Source organism: Arthrobacter sp. YAF16 (assembly GCF_052113385.1).
GTDB lineage: Bacteria > Actinomycetota > Actinomycetes > Actinomycetales > Micrococcaceae > Arthrobacter.
The window spans coordinates 920,172-946,766 of sequence record NZ_JBFRDC010000001.1 but is presented as its reverse complement, the minus strand read 5'-3'; the positions used below and the strand labels follow the sequence as shown (position 1 = coordinate 946,766).

The 26,595-nt window shown below is 67.1% G+C and carries 27 protein-coding genes and 1 other RNA gene; 7 read left to right on the top strand and 21 right to left on the bottom strand.

What is annotated here, in order from left to right:
- Positions 1–37: 37 nt before the first annotated feature.
- From AB4Y91_RS04460 to AB4Y91_RS04445, 4 genes are read left to right on the top strand one after another with little or no spacing between them, the layout of a single operon-like run.
- Positions 38–1,333, top strand: a complete 1,296-nt coding sequence (locus AB4Y91_RS04460; RefSeq protein ID WP_441417306.1) for an Nramp family divalent metal transporter — start codon at positions 38–40, stop codon at positions 1,331–1,333.
- Positions 1,334–1,343: 10 nt separating this feature from the next.
- Positions 1,344–2,057 carry a metal-dependent transcriptional regulator gene (locus tag AB4Y91_RS04455; RefSeq protein WP_175321885.1) on the top strand — a complete coding sequence of 238 codons (714 nt, stop codon included), beginning with the start codon at positions 1,344–1,346 and terminating at the stop codon, positions 2,055–2,057.
- On the top strand, positions 2,058–2,507 hold the full coding sequence (locus AB4Y91_RS04450) for a fluoride efflux transporter FluC (RefSeq protein WP_441417305.1): 450 nt from the start codon (positions 2,058–2,060) through the stop codon (positions 2,505–2,507).
- Positions 2,504–2,875, top strand: a complete 372-nt coding sequence (locus tag AB4Y91_RS04445) for a fluoride efflux transporter FluC (protein ID WP_441417304.1) — start codon at positions 2,504–2,506, stop codon at positions 2,873–2,875. Before AB4Y91_RS04450 ends, AB4Y91_RS04445 begins: the two co-directional genes overlap by 4 nt.
- Here the strand turns inward: AB4Y91_RS04445 and AB4Y91_RS04440 are convergent.
- Positions 2,872–4,290 (bottom strand): MFS transporter, encoded by a 1,419-nt coding sequence (locus tag AB4Y91_RS04440; protein WP_441417303.1) that lies wholly within the window; start codon positions 4,288–4,290, stop codon positions 2,872–2,874. The two genes, AB4Y91_RS04445 and AB4Y91_RS04440, sit on opposite strands and share 4 nt — an antisense overlap.
- Positions 4,291–4,400: 110 nt before the next feature.
- Here AB4Y91_RS04440 and AB4Y91_RS04435 point away from each other — a divergent pair, with 110 nt between their 5' ends.
- Positions 4,401–4,772: a hypothetical protein gene (locus AB4Y91_RS04435; RefSeq protein WP_441417302.1), complete on the top strand. Its 372-nt coding sequence runs from the start codon at positions 4,401–4,403 to the stop codon at positions 4,770–4,772.
- Between the two features lie 51 nt (positions 4,773–4,823).
- Positions 4,824–4,958, top strand: a complete 135-nt coding sequence (locus AB4Y91_RS04430) for a hypothetical protein (RefSeq protein WP_441417301.1) — start codon at positions 4,824–4,826, stop codon at positions 4,956–4,958.
- Positions 4,959–5,058: 100 nt separating this feature from the next.
- On the opposite strand, the gene ssrA is transcribed toward AB4Y91_RS04430, so the two are convergent.
- The 13 genes from ssrA to AB4Y91_RS04365 form a co-directional block, all read right to left on the bottom strand.
- Positions 5,059–5,427, bottom strand: a transfer-messenger RNA (tmRNA) gene (ssrA, locus tag AB4Y91_RS04425).
- A 128-nt stretch (positions 5,428–5,555) separates the two neighbouring features.
- The gene (smpB, locus tag AB4Y91_RS04420; RefSeq protein WP_441417300.1) at positions 5,556–6,026 is read right to left on the bottom strand and encodes an SsrA-binding protein SmpB; all 471 of its coding nucleotides are present in this window, start codon (positions 6,024–6,026) and stop codon (positions 5,556–5,558) included.
- 39 nt (positions 6,027–6,065) lie between these two features.
- On the bottom strand, positions 6,066–7,472 hold the full coding sequence (locus AB4Y91_RS04415) for a peptidoglycan DD-metalloendopeptidase family protein (protein ID WP_441417299.1): 1,407 nt from the start codon (positions 7,470–7,472) through the stop codon (positions 6,066–6,068).
- Between the two features lie 25 nt (positions 7,473–7,497).
- Positions 7,498–8,412 carry a permease-like cell division protein FtsX gene (gene ftsX, locus AB4Y91_RS04410; RefSeq protein ID WP_441417298.1) on the bottom strand — a complete coding sequence of 305 codons (915 nt, stop codon included), beginning with the start codon at positions 8,410–8,412 and terminating at the stop codon, positions 7,498–7,500.
- Positions 8,409–9,203, bottom strand: a complete 795-nt coding sequence (gene ftsE / locus AB4Y91_RS04405; RefSeq protein ID WP_441417297.1) for a cell division ATP-binding protein FtsE — start codon at positions 9,201–9,203, stop codon at positions 8,409–8,411. Before ftsE ends, ftsX begins: the two co-directional genes overlap by 4 nt.
- Positions 9,204–9,400: 197 nt before the next feature.
- Positions 9,401–10,516: a peptide chain release factor 2 gene (gene prfB / locus AB4Y91_RS04400; RefSeq protein ID WP_441417296.1), complete on the bottom strand. Its 1,116-nt coding sequence runs from the start codon at positions 10,514–10,516 to the stop codon at positions 9,401–9,403.
- A gap of 89 nt (positions 10,517–10,605) precedes the next feature.
- Positions 10,606–11,016: a hypothetical protein gene (locus AB4Y91_RS04395; protein WP_441417856.1), complete on the bottom strand. Its 411-nt coding sequence runs from the start codon at positions 11,014–11,016 to the stop codon at positions 10,606–10,608.
- A gap of 56 nt (positions 11,017–11,072) precedes the next feature.
- Positions 11,073–11,510 (bottom strand): hypothetical protein, encoded by a 438-nt coding sequence (locus AB4Y91_RS04390; RefSeq protein WP_441417295.1) that lies wholly within the window; start codon positions 11,508–11,510, stop codon positions 11,073–11,075.
- A complete protein-coding gene (locus AB4Y91_RS04385; protein WP_441417855.1) occupies positions 11,491–11,883 on the bottom strand; it encodes a TadE family protein in 393 nt (130 codons plus the stop codon). The genes AB4Y91_RS04390 and AB4Y91_RS04385 overlap by 20 nt, the downstream gene beginning before the upstream one ends.
- 117 nt (positions 11,884–12,000) lie before the next feature.
- The gene (locus AB4Y91_RS04380; RefSeq protein WP_441417854.1) at positions 12,001–12,249 is read right to left on the bottom strand and encodes a hypothetical protein; all 249 of its coding nucleotides are present in this window, start codon (positions 12,247–12,249) and stop codon (positions 12,001–12,003) included.
- Positions 12,250–12,418: 169 nt separating this feature from the next.
- Positions 12,419–13,351 carry a type II secretion system F family protein gene (locus AB4Y91_RS04375; RefSeq protein ID WP_441417853.1) on the bottom strand — a complete coding sequence of 311 codons (933 nt, stop codon included), beginning with the start codon at positions 13,349–13,351 and terminating at the stop codon, positions 12,419–12,421.
- Positions 13,352–13,356: 5 nt separating this feature from the next.
- Positions 13,357–14,211, bottom strand: coding sequence for a type II secretion system F family protein (locus AB4Y91_RS04370; RefSeq protein WP_441417294.1), 855 nt, complete (start codon positions 14,209–14,211; stop codon positions 13,357–13,359).
- Positions 14,211–15,434 (bottom strand): CpaF family protein, encoded by a 1,224-nt coding sequence (locus AB4Y91_RS04365; RefSeq protein WP_441417293.1) that lies wholly within the window; start codon positions 15,432–15,434, stop codon positions 14,211–14,213. The genes AB4Y91_RS04370 and AB4Y91_RS04365 overlap by 1 nt, the downstream gene beginning before the upstream one ends.
- A gap of 295 nt (positions 15,435–15,729) precedes the next feature.
- Here AB4Y91_RS04365 and AB4Y91_RS04360 point away from each other — a divergent pair, with 295 nt between their 5' ends.
- The gene (locus AB4Y91_RS04360) at positions 15,730–18,105 is read left to right on the top strand and encodes a GH25 family lysozyme (protein WP_441417292.1); all 2,376 of its coding nucleotides are present in this window, start codon (positions 15,730–15,732) and stop codon (positions 18,103–18,105) included.
- 89 nt (positions 18,106–18,194) lie between these two features.
- Here the strand turns inward: AB4Y91_RS04360 and AB4Y91_RS04355 are convergent, their stop codons facing one another.
- The 7 genes from AB4Y91_RS04355 to neuC all read right to left on the bottom strand — a co-directional run bounded on the left by AB4Y91_RS04355 (position 18,195) and on the right by neuC (position 26,595).
- Positions 18,195–19,436 carry a hypothetical protein gene (locus AB4Y91_RS04355; RefSeq protein ID WP_441417291.1) on the bottom strand — a complete coding sequence of 414 codons (1,242 nt, stop codon included), beginning with the start codon at positions 19,434–19,436 and terminating at the stop codon, positions 18,195–18,197.
- A 133-nt stretch (positions 19,437–19,569) separates the two neighbouring features.
- A complete protein-coding gene (locus AB4Y91_RS04350; RefSeq protein WP_441417290.1) occupies positions 19,570–20,751 on the bottom strand; it encodes an acyltransferase family protein in 1,182 nt (393 codons plus the stop codon).
- Positions 20,744–22,195 carry a hypothetical protein gene (locus AB4Y91_RS04345; protein ID WP_441417289.1) on the bottom strand — a complete coding sequence of 484 codons (1,452 nt, stop codon included), beginning with the start codon at positions 22,193–22,195 and terminating at the stop codon, positions 20,744–20,746. The genes AB4Y91_RS04350 and AB4Y91_RS04345 overlap by 8 nt, the downstream gene beginning before the upstream one ends.
- Positions 22,188–23,339, bottom strand: a complete 1,152-nt coding sequence (locus AB4Y91_RS04340) for an aminotransferase class I/II-fold pyridoxal phosphate-dependent enzyme (protein ID WP_441417288.1) — start codon at positions 23,337–23,339, stop codon at positions 22,188–22,190. Before AB4Y91_RS04340 ends, AB4Y91_RS04345 begins: the two co-directional genes overlap by 8 nt.
- 22 nt (positions 23,340–23,361) lie before the next feature.
- Positions 23,362–24,369, bottom strand: coding sequence for an SDR family NAD(P)-dependent oxidoreductase (locus AB4Y91_RS04335; RefSeq protein ID WP_441417287.1), 1,008 nt, complete (start codon positions 24,367–24,369; stop codon positions 23,362–23,364).
- A 5-nt stretch (positions 24,370–24,374) separates the two neighbouring features.
- Positions 24,375–25,430: a sugar phosphate nucleotidyltransferase gene (locus AB4Y91_RS04330; RefSeq protein ID WP_441417286.1), complete on the bottom strand. Its 1,056-nt coding sequence runs from the start codon at positions 25,428–25,430 to the stop codon at positions 24,375–24,377.
- 4 nt (positions 25,431–25,434) lie between these two features.
- Entirely contained in the window at positions 25,435–26,595 is a 1,161-nt protein-coding gene (gene neuC, locus AB4Y91_RS04325; RefSeq protein ID WP_441417285.1) for a UDP-N-acetylglucosamine 2-epimerase, read from the bottom strand.

Sequence of the window (26,595 nt, the reverse complement as noted above, 5' to 3'; positions counted from 1 at the left end):
TATTTGTAGGCACTCAGGAACTTCTTGGGAGCCCGCAGTGCTGGACGTAGCCGGACACGAACCCCTGCCCGCGGGGAAACCGCCTGCCCGCAGGATCAGGGGTAGCCGCCGGGCTTTGCTGGGCCTGCTCGGCCCGGCGTTCGTGGCTGCCATCGCCTATGTGGACCCCGGCAACGTCGCCGCCAACCTGACGGCCGGGGCACAGTACGGTTATCTGCTCGTCTGGGTCCTCGTCGCCGCCAACGTCATGGCGGTGCTGGTCCAGTACCAGTCCGCCAAGCTCGGCATCGTCACCGGCAAGAGCCTCCCGGAGATCCTCGGCGAGCGGCTCCGGCCGGCCTGGCGCCGCGCCTTCTGGGTCCAGGCCGAGATTGTGGCCGCAGCCACCGACCTCGCCGAGGTGGTGGGCGGCGCGGTGGCCTTGTACCTGCTCTTCGGCCTTCCGCTCCCCCTCGGCGCCGTCATTGTGGGCGGCATTTCGATGGCCCTGCTCGCCGTGCAGAGCCGCAACCAGCAGCGCCCCTTCGAGTTCGTCATCATGTTCCTGCTGGGCATCATCACCGTCGGGTTCCTGGCCGGACTGTTCATCAGCCCGCCGGATCCGGGCGGGTTCGTGGCCGGGCTTGTGCCTGGCTTCCAGGGCCCGGACACGGTGCTGCTGGCCGCGAGCATGCTCGGTGCCACGGTGATGCCGCACGCCATCTACGTCCACTCGGCGCTCTCCCGGGACCGGCACCGCCCGGATCCGCATCTGCATGTCCCGCCGCACGCCATTGCCCGGCTGATCAAAGCCACGCGCTGGGACGTCGTCGCGGCGCTGGCCGTCGCCGGCATCGTCAACATCGGAATGCTGCTGCTGGCCGCGTCCACGCTGGGCGGTGAAGACGGCACGGACACGATCGAGGGTGCCCACGCCGCCATCACAGCCAACCTCGGCCCGGTGGTCGGCGTGGTCTTCGCCGTCGGCCTGCTTGCCTCCGGCCTGGCCTCCACCTCGGTGGGCTGCTACGCCGGCGGAACCATCATGCAGGGCCTGCTCAAGATCCGCATTCCGCTGATGACGCGACGGGTGCTGACCCTGGTCCCCGCCGTCGTCCTGCTGGCCGTCGGCTTCGACCCCACCTGGGGGCTGGTGCTCAGCCAGGTTGTGCTCAGCTTCGGGATTCCGTTCGTGCTGGTCCCGCTCGTGGTGCTGACCAGCAGCAAGCCCCTGATGGGCCGGTTCGCGGACGGCATGACCCTGCGGGTGGCCGCCGTCGTCAGCGTGATCCTGGTAGTGGCGCTGAACCTGGTCCTGCTGTGGCTCACCTTCACCGGTGCCGCCGGACGGTAGGCTTGGGGCTGTGAAGACCAGTCCGCCCTCCTCCTCCATTGAGGACTACGTCAAGGTCATCTACTCCTTCACGGAGTGGCAGGACAAGCCCATCACCTCCACCCAGCTGGCCCAGCGGCTGGGCGTCGCGAATTCCTCGGTCTCCGAGATGGTCCGCAAGCTCAAGGACCAGGGCCTGGTGGACCACAAGCCCTACAGCGCCGTAACCCTGACCGAGGACGGCGTGCGGCTGGCCCTCTCCATGGTCCGGCGGCACCGGCTGATCGAGACCTTCCTGGTCCAGGAGCTCGGCTACCGCTGGGACGAGGTCCACGACGAGGCCGAGCTGCTTGAACACGCCGTCTCGGACACCTTCATCGAGCGGATGTCCGCCAAGCTCGGCAACCCGGTCCGCGACCCGCACGGCGACCCCATTCCGGCCGCGGACGGCTCGGTCCTGATGCCGCCGGCCTACCGGATGAGCGAGCTCGACGACGGCCACACCGGCCGGATCACCCGGATCAGCGACGAAAACCCCGAGCTGCTGCGCTACCTCGCCGCCGAACAGATCGACCTGGACTCCGACGTCGAAGTCCTGGGCCGGAAGCCCTTCGGCGGCCCGCTCGTGGTCCGCATCGGCGCCCGCGGCGAGCTGCGCGAAATCGACCTCGCCGACGAGGTGGCCTCCGCGCTCTGGGTGCACAGCGACGCGGCCCATTCCGGCTGCAGCGTCGAGGGGCGCTGAATGGAAGCGTTGGATGCGGAGCGCCGCCCGGCAACGGTCGCGACGGTTCCCGGCTGGCGGGCATGGGCGGCAGTCGCCGTCGGCGGCCTGATCGGAACCGAGCTGCGCTACGGCGCGGGGCTAGTCTTCCCCGAGGCGGCAGGCGCCGTGCCGTGGACCACGCTTGCGATCAACGTCCTGGGGAGCTTTGTCCTGGCCGCCCTGACCACCATCTGGATTGCCCGGCCGCGGACAGCTTTCTGGCTCCGGGCGGGCCTCGGCCCGGGGCTCCTTGGCTCCTTCACCACCTTTTCCGCGCTGGCCCTCGCCGTCGACCAGCAGATTCGCGGCGGCTTCCACGCCGTGTGGCTCGCCTACCTCGGCTTGTCGCTGGTCCTGGGGCTCGGCGCGGCGGCGGTCGGCTGGAAATCGGGCAAAGCGCTGGCCGACCTGAGCGGCAGGGCACAGTGACCGCCGCCCTGCTGGTGGGGGTCTTCGGAGTGGCCGGCGCCCTGGCCAGGTTCGCCGTCGACTCCTGGTTCGCCCACCGGCCTGGACCCCACCCGCACTGGCCCTGGGCCACCCTGGCCGTCAACGTGGCCGGATCCTTCATCATCGGGCTGTCCCTCGGGGTGACGCCGCGCCTTGGGCTCGGCCCCGAGTGGCAGACGGCGGTCGCCAGCGGCCTGGCCGGAGGCCTGACCACGTTCAGTTCCTGGACCACGGCCACCATCCGGCTGGTCAGCGAAGCACGCTACCGGGCCGCCGCCCTGAACGTGGCCGCGAACCTGGCGGCGGGGCTGGCGGCGGCCGCCGCCGGCGTCGCGCTGGCCGGCTAAGCCGGCTGGGTAGGGGCGTCCCCTCCCCCACTGTCCGCGGGTTCCCTCGGCGGGTTCCTGATCCCGACGGCGGACGCCGCAGCGCCCGCGACGAATAGCGCGGCGGTGACCGCCGCCGTGCCGTGCAGGCCCGACGTCGTGATCACCGGTCCGGTGATGAGCCCGGCAAAGGCGATGGTCACCAGGCCCGCGATGCGGGCGACGGCGTTGTTGACGGCCGAGCCGATCCCTGCTTCTTCAGGATCCACGGCACCCAGGATCGCGGAGGTCAGCGGCGCCACTGTCACGGCCAAACCGAGTCCGAAGACCACCAGCCCGGGAAAGACCTCTCCGAAGTAATCCAGCGGCAGGCCGATCCCCAGCATCATCAAAAAGCCCGCCGCGCACAGCAGCGGCCCGGCCGTCATGAACCAGCGCGGACCGAAGCGGCCGGAGAGAGCCCCGATCTTTGCGGAGAGCAGGAGCAGGATCAAGGTGGAGGGCAGCAGGGCGATGCCGGCTGCGGTGGCCCCCAGACCGGCGACCTGCTGCAGGAAAAGCCCCAGGACGAAGAACCCAAGGTTCAACGCCCCGTAGATCACCGTGGTGGCGACGTTGCCCCAGCCGAAGTTGCGGATGGCGAAAAGCCGCAGCGGCATCATCGGCGCCGGGGTCCGCCGCTCGTGGAGCAGGAACCCGGCCAGGCCGGCAATCCCAAGGACCAGCGGCAGCCAGACCTGCGGGGCGCCCCAGCCGAGGCTCCCGCGTTCGATAAAGGCGTACACGACGCCGCCCAGGCCGATGATCGCCAGGACGGTACCCGTGACGTCGATCGTGCTGCCGGGCGCGCGTCCCAGATCCAGTTCGCGCAGCTTGCGCAGGGCCGGCCACACGGCAACCGCCGGGACGATGTTGAGGAAGAAAATGACGCGCCAGGTGAACACATCCACGGAGATGCCGCCAAGCACCGGGGCCGCCACGATGGCCCCGGAGGTCCACGCGGACCACTTGCCGATCGCGCCGGACTGGGCCGGGCCACTGAACACCGTCACGATCAGGGCCAGCGAGCTGGGCACCAGCAGTGCTCCGGCGACGCCCTGCAGGCCGCGCGCCACAATCAGCGACTCCCCGCTCCAGGCGAGGCCGCAAAGCACGGAGGTGGCGGTGAAGCCGGCGAGGCCCCATTGCAGCACCCGGACCCGGCCGAACTGGTCCGAAAGGGAGCCGGCAACCAGGATCAGCGCCCCCAGCGTGAGCAGGTAGGCGTCCACCACCCATTGCTGTACCACCAGGCCGCCGCCGAGTTCACGGCTGATCGCCGGGAGTGCAAGGTTGACCACCGAACCGTCCAGGAAGGCGATGAAGGACGCGACGATCGCCACGTACAGCACGCGCCTCTCAAGGCTGGACAGGGCTGTGGCGGGGGTGCCGGACATGGCTGCTGCCTTCCTCACTGCCTGCCGGACGGCGGGCACCGGGTTTGGGATGAGCCTAGCACCGGCGGCCGGCTGACTGCCGGTGTGCCCGGATCCCGTAAAGTTGAAGGATGGTTACGAGACGTGAAGCTGCCCAGGTCCTTGATATTCCGCTGGAAATGGCACACCGTCACGGCATTCCGTCCCGCCTGTCCGAGGCCGAACTCGGCGCCCTGCTGGACAGCCCGCCGGCCTGGCTCCTCCAGTCGAGGGCCAACCGGACGGGCAAACGCCCGGTCTGGGTCCAGCTGACCTGTGCCGTGTGCGGCTTCTCCGAAACGGCCCGGCCCAAAAAGTGGTGGCCGGAGTTCAGCTTCGTCTGCTGCGCCCACCATGCCCCGCGCGAGCTGCCCGCCCTGGAGGCCGGGCTGGTCCGCAGCGAATATGAGGGCGTCGGCAGCCGCTTCATCGGCATCGTGGACGTCGCGGTGCCCGAGGCGTAGCCTTAAAAGCACGGGCTCATCCCGGGCCCCCCGCCTTTAGGGAGCGCGCAAATGCCTGACAAGTCGCCGCACCGGCACCTTACGAAGAAGCCGGTCAAAACCATCAAGGAAAAACGGGCCGAGAAGAAGGCCAAGCACATCGCGGACGAGCACACCGATCCGGTGGCGCACATCAAGAAGCGCTAACCCGCCGTCCAGCACAACAAAGTCGAGCACAACAAAAAGGCCGGAAGCTGATGCTTCCGGCCTTTTGCTACGGGGTGGAGCTCCGTTGCCGGCGCTCCCTATGTGGAGATGGGGGGAATTGAACCCCCGTCCGATGTCGTGTTGTCAGGGCTTCTCCGGGCGCAGTTTGCGTCGGATTTTCTCGGCCCCAGCCATGCTGCAAACAGCTGGCTGATCCGGGCCCAGTCATCAAAGAGTCCCGTTCACCCCGATGACGGAGGTAAACAGCAGTGGCTATCTAAATGACGCCAGGATCCGGGGCAATAGCAACCTCGGGCTGACGGACTGTCTTACTGCTTAGGCAGCGAGAGCGAAGTCAGTGCGTTTTGATTCGGCACTTATTGGTTTGCAGACAGCGTTTACGAGATAATTCTGCATCCTCGGCCCGCTTCACCTGTCGCGACTAACATCGTCGAAACCGATCATCCCCGTATTTTTTTATCAAACCGGTCAGGTTCCCGCCGATCCGCCTTCGCGGGTTCAGCCGGTTCCTTCCCGGACTACCAATCATAACGCAAGGCCCGCCGGATTCATTCCCGCGGGTTTGGTGCACCTTGCCTAGCGCCTGTTCCGCTCGCGCATCACGCGCAGGGCCTCACGCTTGTCCTGCTGCTCGCGCAGCGTCTGGCGCTTGTCGTATTCCTTCTTGCCCCGGGCGACGCCGATCTCCACCTTCGCGCGGCCGTCCACGAAGTACAGCTGCAGCGGCACGATTGTGAAGCCGGATTCGCGGATCTTGTGCGAGATTTTGGTCAGCTCGTCGCGGTGCAGCAGCAGCTTGCGACGCCGGCGCGCGGCATGATTGGTCCAGCTCCCCTGGTGGTACTCGGGGATGTGGATGCCCTCCATCCACAGCTCGTCGTTGTAGAAGGTGCAGAAGCCGTCAACCATGGAGGCATGGCCCTCGCGGAGGGACTTCACTTCGGTGCCCATGAGCGCGATACCGGCCTCATAGGTATCCATGATGTGGTAGTCGTGCCGGGCCTTGCGGTTGGTGGCCACTACCTTCCGGCCACTTTCTTTAGGCACGGTAAAACTCCTTAGTCGATGGATCGGGTCAGTTCCAGTTTAGAGCAGGCCCATCGGGTCGACTGCCTGGCCGTTGACCCAGGTCTCGAAGTGCGAGTGGCAGCCGGTGGAGTTGCCGGTGGTCCCGGAGTATGCGATCAGCTGACCCTGGCTGACCTGCTGGCCGTCAGAGACCACCACAGAGGTGTTGTGGTAGAAGATCGTGGTCAGCGAGTTGCCCTGCACAACGCCGTGCGAGATTTTCACGTGGTTGCCGCCGCCGTCGTTCCCCCACCCCGCCGAGAAGACCGTGCCGGCCGCCGGGGCGTAGACCGGGGTGCCGCAAGCGGCGCCGAAGTCGATGCCGGTGTGCATGTAGCCGCCCTGGCCGTAGAAGTCGATGGTGCCCGGCGGCGTCGCGCGCCAGCCGAAACCCGAGGTGATCGGGACGCCGTTGAACGGGCTGCGCAGGCCGAAGGCCGACACCGGTCCCGGCGGGGCCGGGACGTAAGGCGCCGGCCGGGGCGCGACCTGGCCCTGGGCCCGGGCCGCCGCGGCGGCCGCAGCGGCGCGGGCCGCCGCGATCCGGCGCTGTTCAGCTTCCCAGGCCTCGCGCAGCTTCCGGTCGCGTTCGACGATTTCGGCCGCGACGGCGTCCTGCCGGGCTTTGACCTGCGCGAGCTGGCCCTGGATGGCGGGCTTGGCTGCCTGCAGCTGTTTGTTCAGCCGGGTGGTGTCGGAGATCAGCTTGTCCACCGTGGCCTTTTTGGCCGCCGCCTCGTCGCGTGCCGCCTGCTCCCGGACCAGCGCCGCGTCAGCCTTGGCCTTGAGGTCCGCGATTTCGGCTTCCACCGCCTGCAGTCGCGCCTGGGAGTTGACGTTCGTGGCGTTCTGCTGGGTCAACTTGTCCATCGCGGTGTTCTGGCTGCGCAGCGCCTGGTCCGCCAGGTCGATGGTGTCGGTCAGGCTGCCGTTGTTCGAGCCAAAGAAGAGCGAGAGGTTGGACGGCACGCCGCCGGACTTGTAAGCCTGGGTGGCAATCTGCCCGATCAGCTTGCGGGTGTCGGTGATCTTCTTCTGGTCATTCGCTAGCTGCTGGGTGATTTTGGCTTTGTTCTGCTGGGCCAGGTCCACGCGGGCAGCGAGGGCTTCAACCTCCTTGACCGCACCGGCCACACGGCCCTGGGCATCAAGCAACGCCTGCTGGGCACCGGGAAGCTGGCCCTGGTAGAGCACCAGGTCGCCTGCCGCTTTGGCGATGCGTGCGTCCACGAACTCCAACGAATGCTGGACCCGCTCGGCCTCAGCCCTGAGCGCAGTCTGCTGGTCTTCGAGGGTGTCGGCGAACGCCACCGGGGTCGAAGCGCCCAGGTTGGCCGCGAGGACGAGCACCACGGCGGCGCTGATCAGGCGGCCGCGGCGGAGGGTACGGCGGGCCGGATCGGTGCGTCGGACCATCGGTTTCATGAGCATTCCTCTTCGTTGCGCAAAGCTAGACCCTCAGGTAGCGGCGGAGGGTCAGGAGAGATGAGGTGCCGGCCAGCAGCACACCAAGGCCGATCAGGGCCGGCGCCAGGAGCAGCGTCTGGGCCGGGGAAATGAAGGCAGTGTCCGGATACTGTTTGGACAGGACCCCGCCGAGGAAGAAGTGGGCGACGGCCCACAGCGTGCCGGAGGCGAGGGCCGCGCCAATCACGGCCGCGATCACGCCCTCCAGGATGAAGGGCAGCTGGATCACCATCTTCGACGCGCCCACGAGGCGCATGATCCCGGTTTCCCGGCGGCGGCTGAAGGCGGAGAGCCGGATGGTGGTGGCTATCAGCAGGATGGCGCAGACAATCATCACACCGGCCACGCTGACCGCCACCAGGGAGGCGGCGTTCATCGCGGAGAAGAGCCGTTCCAGCAGCTGCCGCTGGTCGATGACGGACTCCACACCGGCCTGCGAGGAGAAGTTCTCGCTGATGACCTCATACTTTTCCGGATCCTTCAGGTTGATCCGGAAGGAGGCCGGGAGCTGGTCCGGGGTGACCGAGTCAACGATCGGCGAGTTGGAGAACTGCTCCTTGAAGTGCTTGTAGGCCTCGTCCTTCGATTCAAACTGGAAATCGTTAACGTACTGGGCCACGGACGGGGACTGCAGCAGCTTGCGCAGGTTGGCCTGCTGCTCCGGCGTCGCCGGGCCGGAGGCGCAGCCTGGCGCCGTCGAACCGTCGCTGCAGAGGAAGACGGCGACCTGGACCTTGTCGTACCAGTACCCCTTCATCTGGTTGATCTGAAGCTGCAGCATGCCGGCGGCACCCACGAAAGTCAGGGATACGAAGGTCACCAGGATGACGGAGACCACCATGGACAGGTTCCGGCGCAGGCCGCTGCCGATCTCGGCCAGGATAAAAGCGAGTCTCACAGCTTGCCCTCCCCTGCGTGCTGGGCCTCGCCGTTGGCGGCGCCGACGTCGGACGGCTCGCGGCCGCTCGCGTCCCGCAGCCGGCGGGATTGTCCCACTACCGGGATCATCGAGGTGTACAGGGCCCGGGCCTCGTCACGGATCACGACCCCGTTGCGCAGTTCCACTACGCGTTTGCGCATCTCGTTGACGATGTCGTCGTCGTGGGTGGCCATCACCACGGTGGTGCCGTTCTGGTTGATCTTGTCGAGGACGCCCATGATGCCCATGGAGGTTGTCGGGTCGAGGTTGCCGGTGGGCTCGTCCGCCAGCAGGATGCCGGGACGGTTGACGACGGCGCGGGCAATCGCCACGCGCTGCTGCTCACCGCCGGACAGTTCGTGGGGCAACCGGTTTTCCTTGCCTTCGAGGCCGACGGTCTTGAGGACTTCGGGGACGGTTTCGCGGATGACGCTGCGGCTCCGGCCGATGACCTGCATGGCGAAGGCAACGTTGGCGAACACGGTTTTTTGGGGCAGCAGGCGGAAGTCCTGGAAGACGACGCCGATCCCCCGGCGCAGCCGCGGCACCCGCCAGCTGGAAATCTTCGCCACGTTCTGGCCTGCGACGTAGACGGCCCCTGAGGAGGCGCGGTCCTCTTTCAGCACCAGGCGCAGGAAGGTCGATTTGCCGGAGCCGGAGGCACCCACGAGGAAGGCGAACTCGCCACGGTCGATCTCAAGGTTGATCGAATCCAGCGCCGGTCGCGCGTTCTGGTCGTAGACCTTGGTGACATTTTCGAAACGGATCATGGCCCTAATACCCTGCAGGAGCCGGGCATCTTTCAGACCAGTTCTGCTGCCGGGGCGCGGGCTTTCTTTTGGGGGAAGTAGGGCACCGGCCCCTCGACTATACGCACGGGTAACAGCACAGGGGCCGGAGCAAGGGGGCGTGTCGCGGGATTTGGGCCCGGCGGGCCGGTTATGGCACGGGCCGCCGGGGCGCCTTGCTAGTCTTCGGCGTTGCGGTTGTCGGTCCGCCAGCGGATGCCGGCGTCGATGAAGTCGTCGATCTCGCCGTCGAACACCGCCGAGGTGTTGCCCACCTCGTGCTCGGTGCGGAGGTCCTTGACCATCTGATACGGGTTGAGCACGTAGGAGCGCATCTGGTCGCCCCAGGAGGCCTTTACGTCGCCGGCGAATGCCTTCTTCTCGGCGTTTTCCTGCTCCTTCTTGAGCAGCAGCAGGCGGGACTGCAGCACCCGCAGCGCCGCCGCGCGGTTCTGCAGCTGCGACTTCTCGTTTTGCATGGACACCACGGTGCCGGTGGGGATGTGGGTCAGGCGGACGGCGGAGTCCGTGGTGTTGACCGACTGGCCGCCCGGGCCGGAGGAGCGGAAGACGTCGACGCGGATCTCGTTGTCCGGGATGTCGATGGAGTCGGTCTGCTCGATCAGCGGGATGACTTCGACGGCGGCAAAGGACGTCTGGCGCCGGCCCTGGTTGTCGAAGGGGCTGATCCGGACCAGCCGGTGGGTGCCCGCCTCGACGCTCAGCGTGCCGTAGGCGTAGGGCGCCTTGACCTCGAAGGTGGCGGACTTCAGCCCGGCTTCTTCGGCGTAAGAGGTGTCCATGATGGTGGTCGGGTAGCCGTGGCGCTCGGCCCAGCGCAGGTACATCCGCAGCAGCATCTCGGCGAAGTCCGCGGCGTCCACGCCGCCGGCACCCGCGCGGATGGTGACCACGGCTTCGCGTTCGTCGAACTCGCCGGAGAGCAGCGTGACCACCTCAAGGTCCTTGAGGGCCTTGCGGATCGATTCGAGTTCCGCGGCGGCCTCCCCCATCGAGGCGGCGTCGTCCTCGTCCTGGCCCAGTTCCACGAGGACTTCCAGGTCGTCGATCCGGGCGGCCAGCTTGTTCAGCCGCTCCAGTTCGGACTGCTTGTGCGAGAGCTTGGAGGTGATGACCTGCGCGGCCGCGGGGTCGTCCCAAAGGTTCGGCTCGCCGGCGCGCTCGCTCAGTTCGGCGATGTCTTCCTTCAGCGCATCGACGTTCGAAACGTTCTCGATCGAGGCGTAGGTGGCGCGCAGCGCGCGGATTTCTGCGGGAAAATCAATGTTTGCCATGGTTTTTCAAGCCTACGCTATCCGCCGCGGACGCCCCGGCCCGGTGGCCGCGCCCGGGAGCCTCGCCCGGGCCCGGGGCTTGCGTGCGGTCAGCGCGTCAGCCGGGACCGCGCCGTCGACGTCGCCTCGATCCGGATGCCGTCCGGGGCCAGGAAGTTCACGATGGGCGGGTGGACGGCGGCGCTGAGGACCACGACGGCGGTGGACCCGTCGGGACTGCCCGTCGCGGGGCCGACGGCCAGGCCGCTGAACCTGGCGAAGGCGCCGTTGCGGTTCAGGTAGTCGGCGGCGGTGCTGCGCACCCGGCTGCCGCTGAGGACTGCGGTGGGGCTTCCGGAGGAGCTTTGCAGCTGCCCCAGGGTGAAGCTGTCCGCGGCCGCCACGGAGGCCCCGTCCGCCAGCGACAGCAGTTTCTTGTGTTCGATGTAAACGCTGAACGCAGCCGCGACCACAGTGGTGACCAGCAGGGCAAGCAGTACATAGCCGATGATCAACACCATCAACTGGCCGTCCTCACCGTCCTGGCGTCCCGCCGGCCCGACGGCCGGGCGGGTGGTCACCGGAACCGCCCAACGATCTGCGTGGCGGAGGCACTGAGCCGGCCGGCGTCGAGCCTCAGGGTGTCGCTGAACGGCACGAACGGCAGCGGCACCGTGAGTCGCACGGTGACGGTGACGGCGGATCCGGCAGCGGTGCAGTCGGCGGGAACGCAGCTGGTTTCCAGGCTCGCGTTTTCCGCCGGCTGGCCGTAGTCGGCGAGCGCCAGCTGCACGGCTTGTTCCGCGGCGGCCCGGCCGCTCGCGGCGTCGGGCTGGGCAACGTAGACCTTGGCTGCCTGGTCCGCTGCGCCGACCACCGCGAAGGAGCCGCCCTGGAGCTGGCCGATCGTGATGATGAAGTAGACCACCGGCACCATCAACAAGAGGGACAGGAAGGTGAATTCGATGACGGCGCTCCCCCGCTCGGCATCGTCGCTAGGGCTGGATGGCGGCATGGCCTTTCACCTCCAGTAGTTCGCGGGGGCCGATCAAGCCGATGACAGGAAGCGGTGCGCGGACAGTTACCTCCAGTGTGCGGATGCCGGCGTAGGTGGTCTCCGCGGTGCTGACGTCCCGGGCGAACTCCGGCGTGAGCGCCACCCCGATCAGTTGCGTGGTGCGTTCCTTGGCGTCGGCGGCGCCGCGGTCCGCCAGGGTGCCGTACCGGGCGCCCGAAGCCGCGGCATCGATCAGGGTATTCCGGACGTGCAGGACGAGGGCTAGCTGGATGATGCCCAAGAAGAACAGCGTGAGCAGTCCGCCGACCAGGACGAAGTCGACTACGGCTGAGCCGCGTTCCCGGCCGGCGGGACCGGCGGCGTCCTGGATGGCGGGGCCGGCACACTGGAGGGCGGGGCCGGCACACTGGAGGGCGGGACCGACACACTGGTCGGCGGGGCCGACACACTGGTCGGCGGGGCCGCGGCCGCCGGCTGCATACACCGCCTACTGCCCGACTTTTTGCATGGCCTGGTTGAAGAGCCCCTCCAGCGCGGGGCCTGCGAGCGCCAGCAGTGCGGCGACCAGCACGGCCGACATCAGGGTGATCATTACCCAGCCTGGGACATCCCCGCGCTCCCCGAGATCCCGGCTACCGTGCGCCCGCCCGCTCTGCCGGCCGGGGTGTTTGCCTGGCTGTTTGCTCGGCTGGATTCCTGGCTGTCTTCCTGCGGCCGCGGAAAGCCACAGCAGTATGGCCGCCGTGTGAGCCAGTAACAACGTGCGGATACCAATACTCTTCACCGTTTCCCCTTTGTGTTTTGAATGTCGCAGTCGAGCTGCGCTGCTTGCCCCTGTTCCGATGCGGTTACTGCCCTACTGCTTACTGCGTACGACCTCTCCATGTCTTGCTCAGAGGTCTTGCTCAGAGCCCCAGGCTGATGGCCGCCAGCCCCGGGAAGACGGCGAACACCACGGTCAGTGGCAACACGCCGAAGACGAGCGGAACCATCATGCCGATCTCCTTCCGGCCGGCGGACTCCATCAGTTCGCGTTTGGCGGTGTCGCGCACGTCCTGGGCCTGGGCGCGCAGGACTTCCGCCAGGGGTGTCCCGCGTTCCACCGCGACGATCAGGCCGTCCACGAACCGGACCAGCGGGCCCAGCTCGGTTCGTGACGAGAACTCCTGCAGGGCATCCGCCAATGGCTTCCCGGCCCGGGTATCGGCCAGGACCCGGGAGAACTCCTTTGACAGCTCGCCCTGCGTTCGGCGGCCTACCCGGTCCAGGGCGCCGGTGGCGCTCTCGCCAGCACTGACCGCCAGGGCCATAAGTTCGGCCACGCTGGGGAACTCCGCCATCATCCGGGCCTCGCGCTTCTTGACCTGCGCCCCCAGCACATAGTCGCGGAAGAGGAACCCGGCCAGGCCGGCGCCGACGACGATCAGCACGGCGAAGAGCGGATTGAAACGACCCATTGCTCCTCCCAGCAGCACGATTCCCGCCGCCCCCACGAAGCCGCCGGCGGCCCAGAGCAACTGCTCCGCGCGGAAATCCACCGACGATTTGCTGCTGCCGGCCCGGGCGAGCCTACGGTTGAGCGCCGATGAACCCGGGTTCAGCCTGCCCAGCGCTCGGACCCCGTCCCGGATCACCGGGCGCAGGATCCGTTCGAGCGGGCCAAACGGCGTGACGTTGCCGGCAGCCGTGCGCAGCAGCCGGGATTCCAGGTTGTGGGATCTCAGCTGCGGCCCGATGCGCTCCGCGAAGGTCATGGGCCGCATGAACGGAAGCCGCACCAGGAACAGCCAGAGGCCTGCACCCAGTACTGCGCCGCAGACCACCGCGCTCGCCATCATCCCGTTCACCGGAGTACCCGCTCGTCCTGCGGGAGGGCACCGATTCGCAGCATGACGGTGTAGGAGAACAACGAGACCAGCAGGCCGCCGACCAGAACCACTGTGCCGACGGGCGAGTTGTAGGCCGCCACGGCCTCGGGCCGGCCCGCCATCAGCACGAGGACAATCCATGGAGCGGCCACGGCGAGGCGGGCGGCGTTCACCGTCCAGGATTGCCGGGCTTCCAGCTCGCTGCGGGTCCGGGCGGTTTCCCGCAGGAATTCGGCGAGCGTGCCCAGCAGGCGTCCGAGGTCCGATCCGCCTACCTCGCGCGTCAGTCGCAGTGCCTCAACGATCCGGTCAGCAACGGGATCAGCAAGTCTCTCCTTCAGCCGGTCCAGGGCGGGGTCGAACTGGCCGCCGGACCGGTAATCCGCGCCGAAGTCGCGGAACAACTGCCGCAGCTCGGACGGCCCCTTCTCGCCCAGTTGAATAAGTGCCTCCGGCAACGACAAGCCCGCCCGGATGGCCGAGCGCAGATGGTCGACGACGTCGGGCCACAGCTCGCGGAGTACGGCCGTGCGTTTGCGGGCGCGCCATTTGACGATGCCCAGCGGGAGCCAGCCCCCGAACAGCCCGAAGCAGCCGGAAATCGGCCATGACCTGGTGCCCGCGAAGAACACGAGGGTCACGAAAGCACCGACGCCGAGACACGTCGCGAGTAGGCCCAGCCGGCTGACCTTTTCGATGCCGGCGGATCGCAGGAGGTCCTCCAGCCGGCTGACCCGGGGCCGGCGCCTGGCTCGGTGGGGTTGTTCCCAGGCTGACCACCAGACCAGCAGCAGTCCGGCTCCCCCGAGCACCCCCAGCAGCGGCGCCATCAGCGCGGCTCCAGCAGCGCCGCGACGTCGAACCCGGAGCGGGCGAACTTCTCGGCAGCGGGCATGGAATTCGCCTGCGGTTGCAGCTTGCCGTCGAGCATGTCGAACACCATGGACGACTCGATGATGCCGTTCTCCACCCTGCGCCCCAGCGAAAGGATTTCCGTGACTTGCCGCCGGCCACCCGGTTGCCGGCTGCAGTGGACCACCAGGTCGATGCAGGACGCCACGGTCGGGACGACGAAGGCACTTGAGATGTTGTCCCCGGCCAGCAACGGCAGCGTGCAGATCTTTGTCACCGCATCATGGGCCGAATTTGCGTGGATCGTGCACATTCCCGGCATGCCGGAATTCAAGGCAATGAGCATGTCCAGGCTTTCGGCCTCGCGGACCTCGCCGACCACGAGCCGGTCCGGCCTCATCCGGAGGGCCTCCTTGACGAGCCGGCGCATGGGGATCTCGCCTTCGCCCTCCAGGTTGGGCTGCCGGCACTGCAGTCCGACGACGTCGCGCAGCGGGAACTGGAGTTCAAAGATTTCCTCCACCGTGACCACCCGCTCGCGCGTGCCGATGCTCGCGGCCAGGCAATTGAGCATGGTGGTTTTTCCGGCCTGGGTCGCGCCGGAAACCAGGATGTTGAGCCCGCTTGCCACGGCGGCGCCGAGGAAGCGGGCCGACTGCGGGGTGAGGGTGCCCAGGTCCACGAGGTGTTCGAGCCGGCTGGCTTTGACCACGAATTTGCGGATATTGACCGCCCAGTGCCGCCGGGTCACGTCGGGGATGACGACGTGGAGCCGCGAGCCGTCCGGCAGGGCCGCGTCCACAAACGGGGAGGAAATATCCAGCCGCCGCCCGGAGCTCTTCAGCATCCGCTCCACCAGGTTGCGCACCTGCTGGTCCGTCAGGGCGATGGAGGTCAGCTCGGATTCACCGTTGCGCGCGACGAAAATCTCATCCGGGGCGTTGAGCCAGATCTCTTCGATGGCCGGATCGTCGAGCAACGGCTGCAGCGCCCCGAATCCCGCCACAGCGTCGAAGACAAATCTCCGGGCCTGCTCCTGCGGGCCGATGGGCGGAAGCGGTGCGAGCAGCGCGCGCTCGTCGTAGTCGCTGATCGCCTCCTCCACGAGGCGGCGGACTTCCCCGCTTTGCCGCAGCGGATCAAGGCCGCGGCGACGGATCAACTCACGGACTTCGTCCTCGACGATGCGCACAGCTTCCACGGTGCCCCCAACATGACCGCTACCCATCCCCCTGGGGCAGTGCAACTGGGTTAAAGCTAGAGGCGCCCGGGCCGACGGACAAGGGCGCGGCCGGATCTATGTGGAAAACAGATTCCCCGATTCATAACAATTGCCTCACTAGTAACACGAGGCACTCTGGTTCACGCTTGGCGGCGGTGTTAGGGTGGGCGCGACAAGTCAGACATTCTCACATCCCGGACAGCTGCCTCCTGCATGGCACCCGGGCGTGGGATCACTATGACACTGCCATGAGCGTGTTGTTCCGGAGCGGCAAATGAAACGGACCCAACTTCCACCCCTGAGCCTACTCGGCAGCCGGATCGGAGCCGTGCTTCTGGCCGCCTCCCTGCTTGCGGTCCCGGGACTGGTGCCGCCCGCCGCCGCCGTCGAACCCGCACCCGTGACAACCACAACGGCGACACCGGCGCCCACGGCGAGCACGCCGGCCCCGCCCGCCTCCCCAACACCTGCCCCGGCCGCTCCGTCGCCCTCGTCCTCGGCAACACCGTCGCCGTCTCCGAGCACCGCGCCGGTGGCCGTCGACCGGACATCCGAGGCCTACCGTGCCGCCATGACGGCGGCCACCCGCTCGGGCGGAGCGGAAATGGGCGAGGCCGGACGTTCCGCCGCCGCGGCCACCGGGGACAAGGCCACCACCCAGGCGCTGGCGACTGAGGGCACCTGGACGCCGACGTTCGGCATCAAGGGCATGGATGTCAGCCAGCACCAGCCCTCGATTAACTGGCAGCAGCAGTGGAACCTGGGTGCCCGGTTCGTCTACATCAAGGCAACCGAGGGGAACTACTACACGAACCCGATCTTCTCCACCCAGTACAGCGGATCGCGGGCCGTCGGCATGATCCGGGGCGCCTACCACTTCGCCAACCCGGCTGCGTCGTCCGGGGCGGACCAGGCAAGGATCTTCGTGCAAAACGGCGGGGGCTGGTCCAACGACGGTTACACCATGCCGCCGGTGCTCGACTTCGAGGGCAACCCCTACGCGGGCCAGACCATCAACGGTTACTACCAGGGCAACGCCTGCTATGACATGTCCCGCGCGGCCCTGACCGCCTGGGCAAAGGACTTCAGCAACACCATGAAGTCGCTGACGGGTCGGCTCCCGGTCATCTACACCGGCAACTACTGGTGGAAGGACTGCGTCGGAAACCCCCTCGGCTTCGGCGACAACCCGCTCTGGCTGGCCTCCTACCCGGTCTCGGCCTCCAACGACGCCGGTCCGATCCCCGCGAGCTGGTCCACCTACAGCATCTGGCAGTTCAGCAGCACCGGACCGTTTGCCGGGGACTCGAACGTCTGGAACGGTTCCACGGCCCAGCTGCAGTCATTCGCCCGCGGAACTGTCGGCTCCAACGGTGCAATCGACGCCAAATGGGTGGCCACCGGCGGTGCAACGGGGCCGCTGGGTGCAGCCAAAACGACCTCGGAGAGCTGCGGGCTCGTGGGCAACGGCTGCTACCGCGCCTTCACCAACGGCAACATCTACTGGACCTCCGCGACGGGGGCGCATCCGGTCACCGGGGCCTACTGGACTGCCTGGGGCAAAGCCGGATGGCAGACAGGAATCGGCTACGCCACCAGCGACGCCACGTGCCCCACCACCACAACCACGTGCCACCAGACCTTCCAGGGCGGCAACGCCTACAACACCCCCGGCGTGGGGACGTTTGTCGTGAAGAATTCCTACATGGCCGCCTGGAAAGCAGCAGGCTGGCAAGACGGCATCGGGTACCCCAAGTCCAACGAGAACTGCGGGCTGTACGGCGGCGGCTGCTACCAGGAATTCACCCGCGGCAACATCTACTGGTCCGCCGCCACCGGCGCCCATGCCGTGACCGGCGACTTCTGGGCGGCGTGGGGGCGGGCCGGCTGGCAGACCAAGATCGGCTACCCCACCAACGACGTCACCTGCGGGCTTTATGGCGGCGGCTGCTACCAGTCCTTCGGCAACGGCAACATTTACCAGTCCTCCGCCACGGGAGCCCACGCGGTGACCGGAGCCTTCTGGAATGGCTGGAAAGAGGTCCGCTTCCAAACAACCATCGGCTACCCCACCAACGAGGCCGTTTGCGGGCAGTACGGCGGCGGGTGCTACCAGACGTTTGCCGGCGGCACCATCTACTGGAGCTCCGCGACCGGAGCCCACGCCGTCACCGGCGAGTACTGGAAGGGCTGGCAGCGCGCCGGATTCCAGCCGAAGATCGGCTACCCCACGGGGACCGTCAGCTGCGGACTCTACAACGGCGGCTGCTACCAGCCCTTCACCGGCGGCAACATCTATTGGAGCGCCGCCACCGGAGCCCACGCCGTCACCGGCGCCTACTGGAAGGGGTGGGGTGAAGCAGCCTGGCAGCGCGGAATCGGCTACCCGAAGGGTTCGGTGGTCTGCGGACTTTACGGAAGCGGCTGCTACCAGCCCTTCAGCGGGGGCAACATCTACTGGACGGCGGCGAGCGGCGCCCACGCCGTGAACGAACCATACATGAGCCAGTGGCGCGTGGCCGGCTGGCAGATGGGCAAGCTCGGTTACCCCACGCAGGCCGCAATCTCCTACGCCGGGTACAAGACAGTTCGTTTCCAGGGAGGGACAATGACCTGGACCGCGTCCGGCGTCAAGATGGCCTACTTCTAGGCGAAGATCCCAGAGTCGACGGGAATGGCCGGGCGAAAGTCATTGGACTTTCACCCGGCCATTTCCATCTTGGCGGCAGGGCGCCCGGGCTAGATCGGGCTTCCGCTCCCCGCCAGGTGCTGAGGTGACCTCTTCCGTTGCCGGACCCGATCAGTCACCGACCTGGCCAGCAAGCCTATGCCAATGGCGACGCCGACCCAGAGGCTGGAGCCCAGGCGCTCTGCCTGCGTGTAAACCGGGTGTCCGACGACGCTGAGGATTCCGTAGAGGGACAGCGCCACTCCAGCCCAGCCGGCCGGCGGCAACAGTTTCTCGCGCATGGCGCGCACGTATCCCCACACACCCACAACGAAGACAAGGAGATACGCAGCGTTGGCCGGGAGATCCATCAGGAACCGCCACAGGAAGTCCCCCTCCAGCACGATCAGCAGGCTGAACGGATCGTCCACCGGCGGGTGCCGGAAGTGGTCGGTGAAGGTGTCCTGCAGGCTCTCGTTGAGGCCCGGGAAGCCAAACAGTCCGTTGACGGCCAGCGAGGTCACGATCAAGACGGTGGCGATGACGATGCCCAGGCGTATCTGGCTGTAGCGGCGGTAGGTCTTGAAGATCAACAGGCCGACGCAGACCAGCAGGAAACTCAGGCATAGCAGCACGGCGGAGGAGTACTTGAAGAAAAACACCAATCCCAGCCCGAGCACCAGCAGGGCCGTCCCCCGGCCCCGGGAGCCCCGCAGTACGTGGGCCATGCCGATGGCCATGACCAGGGCGGAGGCAAGTGTCGGACCCTCCGCCAGCAGGGCGACACCGTGCGGGATGCTGGCGGGCAGGGCGTAGAAGGCGGCCTGGACCAGGAGGGACGGCACCAGGTTGAGCCCGGCCATCCGTGCCAGCCGGGCCATAAGCAGCCCTGCGATGGCTGTTCCGGCGACGGCGACCAGCCACATGCCCTCACGCTCGCCGAGGAGCCGCATGAAGGGAATCGACAGGAGCGGGAAACCCACCCTTGGGGTGAAGATGGCCTGGTACTGGGGGTTCCGGTCCACCCAGCCGATCACCGGGCCGCGGCCGGCAACGGTCTTGGTGATGCAGTTCTCGAGGGTCCCCTTGTAGGGCACGGACGGGTTTTTGCAGAATTCCGTGAAGGCGTGCAGCCACGCCTGGTCCGAGGGGATGCCCTGCAGCTGGTCGGCGATTCTGATGTACTGGACAGTGTCGCCCCAGACGACGCCGGGCCCCATGAGCATGACCGCCAGGATGAACAACAACGCGAGGCCGGCATGCGCCGAGCCGTGTTGCAGCCGGTATTTCCAGACACTAACGTGGTCGGTCACGATCATGATCCCCAAACAACTAGCAAGCCGATATCAGTCTTCAGGGTGATCCTGGAAATCCCCCACACGAATAGTACCTTCGTTGAAGATCCAATCCGGCCCGCCGCCCGGGTTGTTACCGCCGCATCCGTTCCTACCTGAGCAGGCGTGCTTTCAGGACCTTGCCCACCTTGTGGAAGTGCCGTTCCACCAGGAGGAAGTAGCCGTAGGCCAGCACATTGCTGACCACGAGCGCCAGCGGAATCAGCTGCCACGCACTGAGGCGGTCGTGCAGGTAGAACCAGAGGTAGGTGATGACCGAGAAGTGGATCAGGTACAGCGAATAGCTGAAGCTGGACAGGAAGACGCTGGCCTTGTTAAACCACTGGGTCGCCGGAGCCGGCCGCGCACCATCAAAGTTCGGCGCCGCCGCGGCTCGCTCCTTGCGGCCGGACAGCCAAAAGTACAGGTGGCAAAATGCCACGGAGGCGGTGCCGATGGCGCTGGCCGCATGCAGGTTTTGCCCGCCGTAATACAGGGACACCAGGAACCCTGCCGTCGCCAGGATGGCGAGCATCCCGTGGAACGAGGCCGGCAGCTTGCGCAGCTGCGCGGCAGCCATTGCATAGAGCATTCCGATGATCCAGGCGAGGGACTCGTAGCCGCCCTTCGCCATGTAGCCAACGGGAACGGCAATGGCGAACACCAGCAGGAGGGCGCTGCCGACGCCCAGTTTCATCCGGCGGATGGCCGCGAAGGCCAGGAGGCCGAACGCCACGTAGATCCACCACTCGGCCACCACTGACCAGAGCGGGGCGCCCGAACCGACCGGACCCACGCTGATCCACGGCATCCGCAGCCGGGGCGCCAGTTCCTGGAGGATCGGGTGGTTGAACAGCAGCAGGAAGTTGCCGGCAATCGTCTGCGGGCTGAGGTCGATCCTAATGAAGGGCAACTTCGTCGAGCCGTGGAGGACGAGGAAGTCGAACACGGTGATCAGGAACAGGGCCGGGACGAGCGGATAGACCACCCGCGCGATCCGGTCAATGAGGTACGAGCCGAACGTGAAGCCGGGCTGGGACTTCTTCTTGAGGACGGCGCTGGTGATCAGGAAGCCGGACAGTACAAAAAAGATGATCACGGCGAAGGACTGCATGTAGAACACCCGTTGTCCGGGGACCATGAAAATCCCGGGCACAAAGATGTTGAGCGCGTGGCCCAGGACCACCGCCTGGGCGGAAACCCCGCGGGCGAAGTCGAAAAAGATGATGGGGCCGGGGGCAGGCTTGGCCGACGGCGCTCCGGTCCGTTCCACCACTGGCGGTGCGTCAGTCAAGGATCTGTTCCTTTCGACTCTGGGCTACCGCGGTGGCGCGGCGGGCACGGGCCCGCCAGATGATGGCGGCCGCGGCCATTACCGCACCCACTACCGCGACGGTTATTACGCCCGTCAGGATATCCCGGGGCAGGAGCAGGAGGACAGCCACGTAGGCCACCGCGGCCAGGCAGCAGGCGCCATAGACCTTGAGCGCCCAGCCACCGGCGGCGCGCCGCCGTGCAACGAGGAAATACGCGCAGCCCAGCAGGAAGAACGTTGCCACGGACGCCACGGCCATGCCGACGAGGTCCCCGTGCGTCGCCGGCCACAGCGCGAGCAGCACGCCGACGCCGAGGACGGTCGGGGTGACGACCGAGAGCCACCAGGTGGCATTGTCGGCGAACAAGAGGGTGGAGGCGTTGAGGTACAGGACGTAGCCGAGCCCGATCAGAGGCATGATTTGCGCCACCGGGATCAGGCTTTCCTTGCCGCCGGCCATCACGTGGGTCACGAGGTTCGCTCCGGCGGCAGCGACAACGATGATCGCCAGCCCGGCCAGGCTCGCCGTCGTCATGGTCGAGCGCATCCTGGCGACCCTTGCGTTGCCGCGCACAGACATCAGTGCCGGGACCCAGGCGTTGTTCAGGGCGCCGAGCAGCGTCACCGTGCCGAGTACGAAAATCTGGACCTTGCCGTAGTCACCGGAGACACCATTGGCGGCCGTGAGGGCCAGCAGGAACGCCGCCCCCTGGGTCAGCAGCATCAGCGCGCCGGTATGGGGAAGGACGGGCAGGCCGATCGCGAGAGCCTCTTTGGCGGCGCCCCGGTGGGCAAAGGGCGGCGCGGGCCGGGCGACGGCGACAGAAAGCACTGCACTGAGCAGGACCAGCAGCCCATAGCCGGCCATGAAGATTTCCGGTTCCGCGCCGAAGACCAGCATGGCGGCGAGCCCGCCGACGTAGGCCGCCATCGACGAGCACAGGCTCAAGACGACGAACATGATCGCCCGGCCCTGGGCCCGGAGGATGGCCTGGGCCGCTAGCACGGCGGACTGCAGTCCCATCGCCGCCAGTGCAATGACAAAGCTCGTGGAATGACCGGCGCCCGCCGCAGCCCAGTAGACGGCGGCGGCCAGGGCGCCGACGAGGATTCCGCCCACGGTCAGCAGTCCGCTGATGGATCGGGCCTTCGAGGGCCCGTCCGGGTCGAACCAGGCCTTGGTGATGGCCAGCGGAAGGCCGGCCGCAGCCAGGACCACGCCCACCTGGATCAGCGACACGGACAGGAACAGTTCCTGCCATTTGACGTCGCTGTTGAGCACATGGAGCGCAAAAGGCTGGACGAGGAACACGCCGAGGCCCTGCATCAGGGCCCCGGCGAGGTAAAGCACCGAGTTGCGTCCCGTCCGGGAAGCCGGCTCGGCTGTCCCCGGGCGGTCGGCGCTGCCGGCTACATCATCCACCGTTGAGCTGAAGCCATTCGTGGACCCGGTCGATTACGCGCTTCTGATCGGCTTCCGTAAGCTCGGTCGAGCACGGCAGGGACAGGCCCCGGGCGAAGAGATCTTCGCCGACGGCGCCGCCCAGCAAGGGCTCGTTCTTCAGTGGCGGCTGCATGTGCAGGGGGCGCCACAGCGACCTGGACTCGATGTCCACCTCGGCCAGGAAGTCCTGGAGCTCATCGCGGGCACCCGGCCCGCGCTCCGCCGGAACCTGGATCGAGTACAGCCAGTACGTCGACTCCTGTCCGGGGAGGGTCGGCGGCGTCTGGATGGCCGTTCCGGCGAACGCGTCGTTGTAACGTTTGGCGACGGCCCGCTTGGCGGCGACGAAATCGTCGAGGCGTTCAAGCTGGGCGACGCCGAGCGCGGCTGCGATGTTGGTCAGCCGGTAGTTGAAGCCGATCTCGTCGTGCAGGTAGCCGCGGTCGGGCATTCGGGCCTGGGTCGAGAGGTGCTTGGCGCGGCGCGCCAGTTCCTCGTCGTCGGTGGTGAACATGCCGCCCCCGCCGGTGGTCATGATCTTGTTGCCGTTGAACGAGAACGCGCCCATGTCGCCGACGGTTCCCACGTGACGGCCTGCCAGCGGGCCGGACGTCCAGGTGGCGCCGAGCGCCTCGGCGGCGTCCTCGATCACAATGATCCCGTATTCGCGGGCAAGTTCCACGACAGCGGCGACGTCGGCAGGCTGGCCGAGGATGTGCACGATTTCGATGGCCTTCGGGAGCTTCTCCCCCGCCGCCTTCCGGCGCTCAAGTTCCTTGCGGAGCAGGTCGACATCCATGCACCAGGACTCGGCGTCGGAGTCGACCAGGAGCAGTTCCGCGAACTGGTACGACGCCGCGTTTGAGCTCGCCATAAAGGTGAAGTCCGAGACGGCCACCATGTCCCCCGGCTGGATGTCGGCCAGTCGCATGGCGATATGCAGCGCGGCCGTGCCCGAGGCGCAGGCCACGGCGTACTTGGCGCCAACGTATTCGGCGAAGCGGGTCTCGAACTCGCTCACGAAGCGCCCCACGGAGGAGACGAAACCGGAACTGATGGCTTCGTTCATCAGCTCCGCCTCGCGGGCGCCGATGTTGGGGATGGCTAGGGGGACTCGCGTCACGGTGTGCCTTTCTGGCGGGTGTTTAGCGGGAGTATTTCGCGGCTGCGGACGCGTCAACGCCGCGGGCCTGGATCCACTCGGCGGTCTGGCGCAGACCGTCTTCGAGGCTGACCTGGGGTGCCCAGCCGAGTTCCGCGAGGGCCTGGGAGGGGTCCGAGAGGAGGCGCATGACCTCGCTGGCCTCGGGCCGGACGCGCTCGTCCTGGGTGATGATTTCGGCGGTCGAGCCGGTGACCTTGGCGGACATTTCCACGAGTTCACCGATGGTGACGTCGTGGCCGGTGCCGAGCTGAATGACCTGGCCCTGCAGCGGGATGTCAGCTGTTGCAGCCTTGAAGAAGCCGTCCGCGGTGTCCGAGACAAAGGTGAAGTCGCGGCGCGGGGTCAACGATCCGAGGTGGATCTTTTCGGCGCCGGCCACCATCTGCTGGAGCACGGTGGGGATGACCGCGCGGGCGGACTGCCGGGGGCCGTAGGTGTTGAACGGGCGCAGGACGACCACGGGCGTCTCGAAGGAGCTGGCCCAGGCCTCGCACAGCTTGTCCGCGGCGATCTTCGTTGCGCTGTACGGCGACTGGCCGCGGAGTTCGTTGTCGACCGTGATCGGGACAGTCTTGGGGGTGCCGTAGACCTCGGACGTGGAGGTGTTGACCAGGCGGCCGACGCCGTGGCGCCGCACGCCTTCGAGCACGTTCAGGGTTCCGACGACGTTCGTCTCCACATAGGAGCGGGGCGCCTGGTAGGAATACGGGATGGCGATCAGCGCGGCAAGGTGGAGGACGACGTCGGAGCCCTTGACCAGGTCCGAGACGAATTCCGAGTCGCGGATGTCGCCGAGCTGCAGGTCCACGGCGTCACGCTCTGCCGGGCTCAGCTCGTCCAGCCAGCCGTAGGAGCCGTTGGAGTTGTACACGCAGAGGGCGCGCACGTTGGCGCCCTCGGCGATGAGGCGCTGGGTGACGTGGCTGCCGATGAAGCCATCGGCGCCGGTAACGACCACTGTCTTGCCTTTAATGTCCTGGTAGTTCACGGCTATCACTGGCCTTTCGCTGTTGCTAGGTCTTTGGGAGTTCCGACGTCGATCCAGTCGGACTCAATGGGCCACGCGGCCACGTTTTTGGTGTCGTCGATGCAGGCTTTGACGAGGTCGGGCATGGAGAACGGTTTCATGTAGGGCACCATCGCCAGGGCCTCGGGCGAAACGGCGTAGATCCCGGTGCTGATTTCAAATTCGATGGTCGGTTTCTCCACCACCGAGCTGATGGACCGGCCTTCGCCGATCTCGAGCACACCGAAGGGCACCTGGTGCGTGTAGGGCCGGGCAGCAACTGTTACCGCAGCGTTCCTGGAACTGTGGAAGGCCAGCAAGTCCGCCGCGGAGTACCGCACCATCAGGTCAGCGTTGGTCACGATGACGGGCTCGGAAATGTCTGGCACCTCGTGGTGCAGGAGTCCGAGCGCACCGGCCGTGTTCAGCGGGGTCGCGGGATCCTCGTAAAGGTAGCTGATCTTGCAGCCGAGCTGGGAGCCGTCCCCGAGGTGGTCCTTGATCTTCTCCGCCAGGTAGGCGACGGAAACGTAGATGTTGGTAATGCCGGACTCAACCAGGCCGAGGATGATCCACTCGATGATGGTGCGGTCGGCCACGGTCATGAGCGGCTTGGGGGTGTCCTTCGTCAGGGCACCCAGGCGGGTTCCCTTGCCTCCGGCCATGATCACTGCGATGTTGCTCAGCCGCTTGCGTCCGACGATGTCGTTAAGGGTGTGCAGCCCGACGAGCGTGCCGGAGTCGTCCACAACGGGGACCTCGCTGATCCGCAGGCTGCGCATCAGGTCCAGCACCGAGGCGCGGGTGGCCTCCGGCCGGACCACGTGCGGCTCGACGTTGGCGAATTTAAGCGCCGGGGAGTCCAGCTGCGCCCCGCTGAGCAGGCCGCGGCGGATGTCGCCGTCGGTGATGACACCGCGGAGGCGGCCGTCGTCCGTGACCAGCGCAATTGCCGAAGCGCCACGGTCGATTGCTTCCAACGCCTGGCGCACGGTGGCCTCGGGGCCCACGCAGACGTTGCTCAACGGTCCCTCAATGGTCATAGATTCAACTCTCCAGCGGTAAGTCAACAAAAGCCTTGGTCAGGCCCGTGGCAAGGCTACCCACGATCACGCGTTCGATTGGCTCTGCGGAGTGGGAATCCCCGTACGGGTTGACCACGCTACGGCACATCAGGTGGAACTGCGGGCTCAGGGCCTTTTCAATACTAGCGTGAATCTCGTTCCGCTCATCCCGGCACTGCAGCACATTGGCGCCGTACTCGCGGCCCCGCTGCCGGTCACCGACGTTCACCACGGGCACGTGGAAGGACGCTGCTTCCAGGATTCCCGAGGAGGAATTCCCCACCAGTGCACGCACGGTGGCCATGACCCGGGGGTAGAGCGGGCCCAGGCTTTCGCGCACGATGACCCCTGGCAGGTTCCGCTCCCGGATCTCCTCGAGGACGGCGATGATGTCCTCCCGGCCTGCGTCGAAGCCGGGGTAGGTGAGGATGGCCGTGCCGGCCTGGGCGAGGGATTCTTCGAAGACTTGCCGGGCCAGCTCGCCGGCGTTGGTCGCCATCTCGGCGGTCGGCGGATGGTAGGTCACCATGACCAGGGGCTGAACCAGGGGAACGCCGAACTCGGCTTGGAATTCCTCACCGCTCAAGGGCACGGGATGGGCGAAACGGTCCAGCCCCGGGGCGCCCGTCTGATGGATCCGCTCGGCGGACTCTCCCAGCTGGGCAACCCTGCGCGCGGCCTGTGCCGTACTGACGCAGTGCTGGTCCGCGAGCTTGGTCACCGCGTGGCGGACCCGTTCATCGAGGGCGCCTTCGGTGACCTCGCCGCCATGCAGGTGGATCAGGCGGATGCCGCTGATCACCACCGGCGGCAGCACGTAGAGCAGTTCCCACCGGTCCCCCAGGACGACGACGGCGTCCGGCTTCAGCTCGGGCAGCAGCTTCGCCATCCCGGCGGACAGGGCCGCGCCGGTCAGCGACTGCCGCTCGGCGGACGGTTCTGCCAGGTACAGGCCCAGTTCGTGGTGGACGAACGTGCCGGGCGACAGCCCCGCCTCCAGGAGCCGGGCATGCGCTGTGCCGTCAGGGAAACCGATGGCGGTCGCGACGTGAAGCTCCACTGCGGCATCGGCGGCCAGGGCGACCAGCACCGGTCCCAGCGGGAAGAGATCCGCCCGTGTGCCGGCGAACGCAAGAACCTTCAT

Bases quoted from the DNA above. Each gene is read 5' to 3' on its own strand.
- AB4Y91_RS04450 (WP_441417305.1), top strand. From the start codon at position 2,058: ATGGAAGCGTTGGATGCGGAGCGCCGCCCGGCAACGGTCGCGACGGTT.
- AB4Y91_RS04440 (WP_441417303.1), bottom strand. From the start codon at position 4,290: ATGTCCGGCACCCCCGCCACAGCCCTGTCCAGCCTTGAGAGGCGCGTG.
- AB4Y91_RS04435 (WP_441417302.1), top strand. From the start codon at position 4,401: ATGGTTACGAGACGTGAAGCTGCCCAGGTCCTTGATATTCCGCTGGAA.
- AB4Y91_RS04430 (WP_441417301.1), top strand. From the start codon at position 4,824: ATGCCTGACAAGTCGCCGCACCGGCACCTTACGAAGAAGCCGGTCAAA.
- AB4Y91_RS04415 (WP_441417299.1), bottom strand. From the start codon at position 7,472: ATGAAACCGATGGTCCGACGCACCGATCCGGCCCGCCGTACCCTCCGC.
- ftsE (WP_441417297.1), bottom strand. From the start codon at position 9,203: ATGATCCGTTTCGAAAATGTCACCAAGGTCTACGACCAGAACGCGCGA.
- prfB (WP_441417296.1), bottom strand. From the start codon at position 10,516: ATGGCAAACATTGATTTTCCCGCAGAAATCCGCGCGCTGCGCGCCACC.
- AB4Y91_RS04395 (WP_441417856.1), bottom strand. From the start codon at position 11,016: ATGGTGTTGATCATCGGCTATGTACTGCTTGCCCTGCTGGTCACCACT.
- AB4Y91_RS04390 (WP_441417295.1), bottom strand. From the start codon at position 11,510: ATGCCGCCATCCAGCCCTAGCGACGATGCCGAGCGGGGGAGCGCCGTC.
- AB4Y91_RS04375 (WP_441417853.1), bottom strand. From the start codon at position 13,351: ATGATGGCGAGCGCGGTGGTCTGCGGCGCAGTACTGGGTGCAGGCCTC.
- AB4Y91_RS04370 (WP_441417294.1), bottom strand. From the start codon at position 14,211: ATGGCGCCGCTGCTGGGGGTGCTCGGGGGAGCCGGACTGCTGCTGGTC.
- AB4Y91_RS04360 (WP_441417292.1), top strand. From the start codon at position 15,730: ATGAAACGGACCCAACTTCCACCCCTGAGCCTACTCGGCAGCCGGATC.
- AB4Y91_RS04330 (WP_441417286.1), bottom strand. From the start codon at position 25,430: ATGACCATTGAGGGACCGTTGAGCAACGTCTGCGTGGGCCCCGAGGCC.
- neuC (WP_441417285.1), bottom strand. From the start codon at position 26,595: ATGAAGGTTCTTGCGTTCGCCGGCACACGGGCGGATCTCTTCCCGCTG.